The organism is Campylobacter concisus, assembly GCF_902460415.1.
Taxonomy (GTDB): Bacteria; Campylobacterota; Campylobacteria; order Campylobacterales; family Campylobacteraceae; genus Campylobacter_A; species Campylobacter_A concisus_Y.
In genome coordinates, this window is record NZ_CABPTY010000002.1 from 589,306 (window position 1) to 597,402 (window position 8,097).

At 35.5% G+C, this 8,097-nt stretch carries 11 protein-coding genes; 7 read left to right on the forward strand and 4 right to left on the reverse strand.

What is annotated here, in order from left to right; genetic code table 11:
- A partial coding sequence (locus FZ940_RS07025; RefSeq protein ID WP_262367611.1) for a major outer membrane protein occupies positions 1 to 225 on the reverse strand: 225 nt, incomplete at its 3' end.
- Positions 226 to 251: 26 nt separating this feature from the next.
- Between FZ940_RS07025 and FZ940_RS07030 the strand changes: the two genes are divergently transcribed.
- Positions 252 to 1,298, forward strand: a complete 1,047-nt coding sequence (locus FZ940_RS07030) for a major outer membrane protein (RefSeq protein WP_262367612.1) — start codon at positions 252 to 254, stop codon at positions 1,296 to 1,298.
- A 176-nt stretch (positions 1,299 to 1,474) separates the two neighbouring features.
- Here the strand turns inward: FZ940_RS07030 and FZ940_RS07035 are convergent, their stop codons facing one another.
- Positions 1,475 to 2,077, reverse strand: coding sequence for an MBL fold metallo-hydrolase (locus FZ940_RS07035; protein ID WP_148822034.1), 603 nt, complete (start codon positions 2,075 to 2,077; stop codon positions 1,475 to 1,477).
- Between the two features lie 120 nt (positions 2,078 to 2,197).
- Between FZ940_RS07035 and FZ940_RS07040 the strand changes: the two genes are divergently transcribed.
- Genes FZ940_RS07040 through kdsB form a run of 6 tightly spaced genes read left to right on the forward strand, consistent with a single transcriptional unit; the run spans position 2,198 to position 7,524 of the window.
- Positions 2,198 to 2,935: an NAD+ synthase gene (locus FZ940_RS07040; RefSeq protein ID WP_103580590.1), complete on the forward strand. Its 738-nt coding sequence runs from the start codon at positions 2,198 to 2,200 to the stop codon at positions 2,933 to 2,935.
- Between the two features lie 10 nt (positions 2,936 to 2,945).
- Complete coding sequence (locus FZ940_RS07045; protein ID WP_148822035.1) at positions 2,946 to 4,076, forward strand: DegT/DnrJ/EryC1/StrS family aminotransferase; 1,131 nt, start codon at positions 2,946 to 2,948, stop codon at positions 4,074 to 4,076.
- Positions 4,069 to 4,989, forward strand: a complete 921-nt coding sequence (locus FZ940_RS07050) for a tetraacyldisaccharide 4'-kinase (RefSeq protein ID WP_148822036.1) — start codon at positions 4,069 to 4,071, stop codon at positions 4,987 to 4,989. Before FZ940_RS07045 ends, FZ940_RS07050 begins: the two co-directional genes overlap by 8 nt.
- A 50-nt stretch (positions 4,990 to 5,039) precedes the next feature.
- A complete protein-coding gene (gene cutA, locus FZ940_RS09825) occupies positions 5,040 to 5,354 on the forward strand; it encodes a divalent-cation tolerance protein CutA (RefSeq protein ID WP_148822037.1) in 315 nt (104 codons plus the stop codon).
- Positions 5,351 to 6,814 carry a threonine synthase gene (thrC, locus tag FZ940_RS07060; RefSeq protein WP_148822038.1) on the forward strand — a complete coding sequence of 488 codons (1,464 nt, stop codon included), beginning with the start codon at positions 5,351 to 5,353 and terminating at the stop codon, positions 6,812 to 6,814. The genes cutA and thrC overlap by 4 nt, the downstream gene beginning before the upstream one ends.
- Positions 6,811 to 7,524: a 3-deoxy-manno-octulosonate cytidylyltransferase gene (gene kdsB, locus FZ940_RS07065; protein ID WP_148822039.1), complete on the forward strand. Its 714-nt coding sequence runs from the start codon at positions 6,811 to 6,813 to the stop codon at positions 7,522 to 7,524. The genes thrC and kdsB overlap by 4 nt, the downstream gene beginning before the upstream one ends.
- A 103-nt stretch (positions 7,525 to 7,627) precedes the next feature.
- On the opposite strand, the gene FZ940_RS09470 is transcribed toward kdsB, so the two are convergent.
- Together FZ940_RS09470 and FZ940_RS07070 are read right to left on the reverse strand one after the other, a co-directional pair.
- The gene (locus FZ940_RS09470; protein WP_187422150.1) at positions 7,628 to 7,801 is read right to left on the reverse strand and encodes a hypothetical protein; all 174 of its coding nucleotides are present in this window, start codon (positions 7,799 to 7,801) and stop codon (positions 7,628 to 7,630) included.
- A complete protein-coding gene (locus FZ940_RS07070; RefSeq protein WP_148822040.1) occupies positions 7,802 to 8,047 on the reverse strand; it encodes a helix-turn-helix domain-containing protein in 246 nt (81 codons plus the stop codon).
- Positions 8,048 to 8,097: the final 50 nt, after the last annotated feature.

Below are 8,097 nucleotides of genomic sequence, written 5' to 3' on the forward strand. Positions count from 1 at the left end.
TACTACTTTTAGACCAGTACCTGCTATATCACCATCATCATAGAAAGTTTTGATAAGTTGCTTGCCAGCTGTAATAGTAGTATTAGCTACTTTATAGCCTAAGTACATCTCATAAACGCCAAAAGTGTCGGTTGTATTTGTTTTATCTGTACCTTTTAGGTTTTTGTTGCCAGAATCATCTGTTTGATCATTACAAAGTAAATCCGGACACAAAAGATAGGACAAATGATGTTGCTGGTTACGCATTTAGAATGCAAACATCATTTAAGGCTGCTATCGACGATAACTTCTTTGGTGTTTTAACTTTAAGATATGATCAAACAGATGATTCTGGCAACAAAAACCTAAAAGGTACAGATAAAACAAATACAACCGACACTTTTGGCGTTTATGAGATGTACTTAGGCTATAAAGTAGCTAATACTACTATTACAGCTGGCAAGCAACTTATCAAAACTTTCTATGATGATGGTGATATAGCAGGTACTGGTCTAAAAGTAGTAAGTACTGATGTACCTGGTCTTACTTTAACAGCTGCAGCTTATGATGCACTACAAAGCGACGGTACTGAAATAGATGGTCCATTACTTAATAGAATAGTAAATGGTACTGAAAATGATAAATTTAATGGTTCTGCTGGCAATCTTTACTATTTAGGTGCAGCTGGCAGTTATGATCCAGTATCTTTTAAAGCAGCTATTGCAAATCTTCAAGAGATAGCAACACTTTATGGTGCTGAAGCTGGTGTTAGCTTTAATGTAACCGATGATGTAAATCTAAACCTAAAAGGTCAATTTGTCCATAACGACTCAGATCACAAAGATGTAGCTGATGCAAATTTCTGGGCAGTTCAAGCTGGTACAAAACTATTTGGTGCTAAGCTTAACGCTGGTTATTTAGACTTTGATGCTAAAAATAAAGATAATAATAAGTGGTCATTTACTTCAATTGACGCAAGCGGACAGTTAATCAACCCAACTAAGCTACTAAATAGTGTAATGGGTGGCGGCGGAAAACAATATTACAACAATATCAAAGGCAATAACGACTACTGGTTTGTTAATGCTGGATATGACATAGATAAATTTGGCTTTGGTGCTGGATATACTCAAGGTAAAGGCTATAGCTATACACTTAATAAAGAGAGAGCAAAAAGAAGTGAGTGGTATACAGAAGCTAGTTACAAATACAGCAAAAAGCTTACATTCTTAACATGGTATGCAGCTGCTAAAGACAAAAAAGATGGTGCAAGCTTTAAACAAGATCGTATCAGATTTGAAGCAAAATATAGCTTCTAAAAACATTTATCCGAGCGAGCTTTCGCTCGGACCTTTTCAAAATTTAAAATAGACCCCATACAAAATTTCTCTATCTTTTTTGATTAGTTCTTAGTTTTATAAAAAATATAAATTTTTAAATAGTGATTAAGTGTATTCTAGAAGCTTGAAATTTGAAATTAATACCACCGAAATTTTTAGCTATTTTTTACTATATCTATCCAATAATCAATATTATTTTGCTCGGCCTCTAGTGTACTGCCTTCTCCGTGCCCTGGATAAAGTGTGAAGTTACCTTTTAAATTTTTACATTTTCCTAGACTTTCTAACATTTTATTTTTATCTGAAAAAGGAAAATCCCAGCGTCCTATGCTTCCTCTAAATAAAAAATCTCCACTAAACATCATGTCATCTATCTCTATCATTGAGCAACCTGGTGTATGTCCTGGAAAATGATGAAATTTGATGCAAAAATCATCAATGTTAAAATTTTCATCATTATCAACCAAAACATCCGGAGTAAAAGTACTTTTCATATAACCAAAAATATCACTCTCACACATGAAAGCATCAAATTTATTAATATAAACTGGAATTTCTAGCTCATTTTTTAGTTCGCTCACGTCAAAGATATGGTCAAAATGCCCATGAGTACAAAGGATGGCTTTTAAATTTTTAGCATTTTGTAAAACCCACTCTTTTGCCCCGTCTCCTGGATCTATTACCAAACTTGAACCATTTTTTGTAACAATATAACAATTAGTACCAAAATCCCCAAAACTTTTGTGTATTACTCTCATTTTTTACCTTAAATTTATTATTTCTTAAAATTTTACATCTTTTTACTTAAACTTAAAGAAAAATTTTAAATTTACTTAGTATAATTTTTGCAAAAGGAAGCAAATCTAGGCAAAGGAAGAATGAAGGAGTATCAAAAAATTGAAGAAACTTTAGTTTTTAGCTTAAAAGATAAAACTAAAGATAAAAATTTGTTATTGGGTGTTAGTGGAGGTATTGATTCTGCTGTAGTAGCGACTTTGTGTGCAAGAGCAAAACCAAATGAAACTCATGCACTCATTATGCCAACAGCATCATCAAACAGACAAAATATGGACGATGCCTTAAATTTATGCGAAAAACTAAACATAAAATATAAGGTTTTATCCATAGAGGGTATTTTAAATGCCTTTTACGAAACGATAGATGTAAATTTAAGCAATTTAAGAAAAGGGAATTTAGCAGCTAGAGTTAGAATGAGCTTGCTTTATGATTATTCATCTAGTATAAACGCTCTAGTTATCGGAACAAGCAACAAAAGTGAGCTTATGCTTGGATACGGTACGATATTTGGGGATTTAGCATGTGCAATAAATCCTATCGGAGAGCTTTACAAAAGTGAAATTTTTGAATTTGCAAAACATCTTGGGGTTGATAAAAATTTTATCAACAAAGCACCTTCGGCTGATTTGTGGGATGGACAAAGTGACGAAGGCGACATAGGTTACAGTTATGCTGTTATCGATGAGATTTTAGAAAATTTAGAAAATAACAAGGAGCAAGTCATCAAAAAGTTCGGATTAAAAGCGGTATCGGATATAGAAAATAGAGTTGTTTCAAACAGGTTTAAACGACAAATGCCGTTGATAGTGAAAATTTAAAGGATTAAAGATGAGAGAGATTCCGTTTTATAGACCAACTATCACTGAGCGTGAAAGTGAGCTTATTGAGGAGGCTTTGCACTCTGAAAATACTACTAATATCGTTGCTAGATTTGAAGAGAAGTTAAAAGAGTATTTTGGTGCAAAATTTGTAGTTACCACAAATAATATCGCAGCCGCACATCACTTGGCACTAAGTGCGCTTGACACTAAACGCGGAGATAAGGTCATTTGCTCCATAAATGCCTTTCCTAGCATTGCACAAGCTGTTAGACATTTTGATGCTGAACCTATTTTTGTGGATGTTGATGAAGAAGATTTTAACATCTGCCCAGACGCCCTTGAGAAAGTGCTAAAAGAGCAAAATCATAAAAAATTAAAATGTGCTTTTATCTCTCACATCGCAGGGCAAAGTGCTAGGATGGACGAGATAACGGCGGTTTGTGAGAAATACGGTGTAAAAATTTTAGATGATGCAAATCGCGGTATGGGACTAACATATAATGGCAAAAAAGTTGGTTCAGACTCCTTTTTGTCATGCTTTCAAACACATTCGCGTGTGCAAAATCCTATATCAACGGTTGGATTTTTTACGACAAATGATGAGGAAATTTATAAAAGAGCAAAACTACTTCGCAACTATGCTCTTGTAAATGGCATTGATAAATTTGGTAGTTTGAGTTATATTTATGATGTCGTTGATATTGGCTTAAAGTATGATATAAACTCGATAAATGCAGCATTTTCTATTGCACAGCTAGAAAGAACAGACAAACTCATACAAAGAAGACAAGAGATCGCGAAAATTTATGATAAAGAGATTGGCGAGTGCCACAATATAACAATCCCTGTCAAAAAACGCGAACACATTTATACTCAGTATATTATTAAGATAAACAAAAATCGTGACGGCTTTGCTAGAGAGCTTTTGGAACACGGCATTCACACATCATTGCACTACATACCGATACATTTACTAAGCTATTACAAAAACAAATACTCGCTTAAAGTAAATGATTTTCCAAATGCTTTAAAAAATTATCAGCAAGTGTTGTCATTGCCTATTTATCATAGTTTGAGTGATGAAGAGGTGCAATACGTCTGCAACAAAGTAAAAGAAATTTCTAAAACTCGTGTTTAAGAAATTAAATATTTTCTTGCATACTTGGGCGAATGACTACTTCTTTCGCCCAAATTTCTTTCAAATTTTACTAACATTTTTACTTTTGCCACTAAGTTTTATCTATTTTCTTATTGTTATTTTTAAGAAATTTACTGCTAGAAAAATAGACTTTGGCATAAAGATAATAAGCGTTGGAAACTTAACCCTTGGAGGAAGCGGAAAGACCCCACTTTGCGTGGCAATTGCTAAAAATTACGAAGGTGCTTTTATCATTCTTAGAGGCTATAAAAGAAAAAGCAAAGGCATGCAAATTGTCGCTCGAAATGGCGAAATTTTACTTGACGTTGCAGCGAGCGGCGATGAGGCGATGATATACGCTACAAGCATTAAAAACGCAAATGTAATAGTAAGCGAAGATAGGAAAGTAGCTATAAAATATGCCAAAGAGTATGGCGCAAAGTATATTTTGCTAGATGACGGATTTTCTAAATTTGACATAGCTAAATTTGATATCTTGGTGCGTCCAAATCCTGAGCCAAGGCTAAAATTTTGCCTGCCAAGTGGAGCTTATAGATATCCATTTAGCTTTTATAAATTTGCTGATTTTGTAGCGATCGAAGGGCAAACTCATTTTAGAAAGAGTGAAATTTTAAATAAAACCAAAAGCATGGTGCTAGTTACTGCCATAGCAAACCCAGAGCGCCTCAAGCCATTTTTTGATGAGTGCATAGCTCGCGTCTTTTTTCCTGACCATTATGATTTTTCAAAAGATGAGTTAGAAGAGATTTTAAAAAGATATGATGCAGCCTCGCTTTTGATGACGCAAAAGGACTATGTAAAGGCAAAGGATTTTGGGCTGAGAGTATCGCTTATCAAGCTTGAAGTTACGCTAAGTGAAGAGTTTAAAAAGGTTTTAGAGCAACAAATTTAAGCCCAGTTTGTTATAATGAGCCACTTTCTTAAAGGAAATCTTGGATCAAAATGAGAATTTTAATCACCTCAGTCGCAAAGAAAAAAGAGGCAAAAAAACTAAGCAAAAAGCTCGTAAAAAAGGGCTTTGCAGCTTGTGTAAGTAGCTTTAGCGCAAAAAGCATTTATCTTTGGCAAAAGGAGCTTTGCGATGAAAAAGAGCAAATTTTACTTATAAAAACAGATGCGAAATTTAAAAAAGTAGCTAAATTTATAAGAAAGCACCATAGCTACGAAACCCCAGAAATTTTGGCACTTAAGCCAAAAGAGGTTTTTAAAAAATATGAAAAATGGATAAAAAAATCAACCAAAAAAGGTAAAAAATGAGACTAACACCAACTAGAAGCGTGAAAGATGAAAAGATAAAAAATGTAAATTTAAGCACAGCCATGCTTAGTCCAAGCTCCGCTCATGGCGGACTTTACGCACCAAAGAAGCTTCCAAAGATAACAAAATCAAAGTGGCAAGAGCTCTCACAATTAAGCTATGAGAAGCTCGCACTTTATATCATATCACTATTTAAATTTGATGTGCCAGAGGCGTTTTTCAAAAAGGCGGTTAAGAGATACGTGAGTTTTGATGATCCAAAGCATCCAGTCATTTTAAAAAAAATAGATAAAAATTTATACGTAAACGAGCTATATCATGGCCCAACTAGGGCATTTAAGGATATGGCACTTCAGCCTTTTGGCTCGCTGCTTAGCCAGCTAGCCAAAGAGAGGAGCGAAAGATACCTTATCATGTGCGCAACTAGCGGTGATACGGGCCCTGCTACACTTCAAACCTTTGCAAATGACGAAAACATAAGGGTTGTTTGCCTCTATCCAGATGGTGGCACAAGCGAGGTTCAAAAACTGCAAATGCAGACCATGCAGGGTGAAAATTTAAAGGTTTTTGGTATAAGAGGCGACTTTGACGACGCTCAAAGGGCGCTAAAAACGCTACTTGCAAATGATAAATTTAAGGCTGAGCTGAAGAAAAAGCGCCTTAAACTAAGCGCGGCAAACTCGGTAAATTTTGGCAGAATTCTCTTTCAGATCATCTACCACGCCTACGCCTACGCAAATTTGCTAAAACAAAAGGCACTTAAGGCAAACGAGAGCTTTGATATCATCGTGCCAAGTGGAAATTTTGGTAACGCACTTGGGGCGTATTACGCTAAAAAAATGGGCGCAAGGATCGGTAAGATCAAGATCGCCTCGAATGCAAACAATATCTTGACGCAGTTTTTTACTACCGGCGTTTACGACCTCAGGGACAAAAAACTAGTTAAGACGATAAGTCCGGCGATGGACATTTTGATCAGCTCAAACGTTGAGCGCTTGCTGTTTGATAAATTTGGCAGCGTTAGAACAAATGAACTCATGCAAAGTCTTGCAAAAAATAAATTTTATAAGCTTAGTAAGCAGGAGCTTGAAGCGTTAAAAGAGGACTTTGAGGCTAGCTGGTGCGACGATAAAGAGTGCGAGGCATACATCGCAAAGCTCGCAAAGGGCGGCTACGCGATCGATCCACATACGGCTACTTGCTTTAAGATGGTGGATGCTAGCCGCATAAACGTCATAACATCGACTGCACATTGGGTGAAATTTACGCTAAGCATGATCAAAGCGTGCCAGATCAAAGATACAAAAGATGAAAAAGATGCGCTGGCAAAGACCGCTAAAATTTTAAATGACAGCGTACCAAGCTCGATAAACTCGCTATTTAGCGCAAAAATTTTACATAAAGATGTTATTAGTGAAGATGAGATAGACAAATGTGTCTTAGAATGGATCGAGCAATGATAATCATCCCAGCCCGCCTTGCTTCGACAAGGTTTAGTAATAAAATTTTAAAAGAGATAAATGGCGTGCCGATGTTTGTGGCGACAGCTCTTAGAGTAAGCGGCGTGGACGATGTGGCGGTTGCTGTTGATGAGCCAAGTGTGCTGGGTATGGCCAAGGCTCACGGCATAAAAGCGGTGCTAACTAGCAAAGATCATCAAAGTGGCACTGACAGGATAAACGAAGCAGCACAAATTTTGGGGTTAAGCGAGAGTGAGATTATCATAAATGTTCAGGCTGATGAGCCATTTATTGAGCCTAAAAATATCGCTAAATTTAGGGCATTTTGCGAGCAAAACAAAGGGAAAGCCTTTATGTTTTCTTGCTATAAAAAGATGGATGATGAGTTTGCAGATGATAAAAATTTAGTCAAAGTAGTGACTGATTTTGAAGGCTATGCGCTTTACTTTTCAAGATCAAGGATACCATTTAACAGAAGCGAGTGCAAAAGCTACAAGGCGCATCTAGGCATCTATGGATACAGTGTAAAAAGCTTAAAAGAGTTTTGCACTCTTGCCACTTCAAGCCTTGAAAATACCGAAAAACTTGAGCAGCTTCGTGCTTTAGAAAATGGCAAAAAGATAGCGATGCTAGAGGTTGAGAGCCAAAGTATCGGCATCGATAGCGAAGAGGATTACCAAAGAGCGCTAGCTAAATTTGGTAAGAAATAAGTCGGCAAATTCTCTTTAAATAAAGTCAATATTTAAAGAGAATTTATCTAAATTATCAACCTTTAAAAGTACTAAAAAGTGTTTTTGCTCAAACAATATAAAACTAATTTTTCTTGATTTTTATTTTTTTAATTCTGTCTTTAACTATATAAAATTTTAAAATTGCACTCGAGTAAAAGTCTTTATAGAAACCTAAAATTTTAGGCTCTTTCTTAGTGCAGATAGCTGCAAACACGCTCTCAAGGTCTATTCTCTCTTTTTGTGTCAAATTTTCCATCTATTTTCCTAACAACTTTCTCATCTTATTGATAACAAATAATATTTCATCATCGTCAAGCTCACATAGTAGCTTACAAACTGCAGCAGCAGCTTGTGGCTTTGAGTTGCCAAGCCTCCAATCTTGATATGTTCTCATTGGTACACCAAGCTCTTCTGCCATTTTTGCTTGTGAAATTTTCTTACCGATATTTTTTGCCTCAACTGCATTGTGAAGCAAATTAAATATATCACTTATTTCAATCATTAAAGTATTATACGGATTATTTTATTAAATATACATAAAATAATATATAA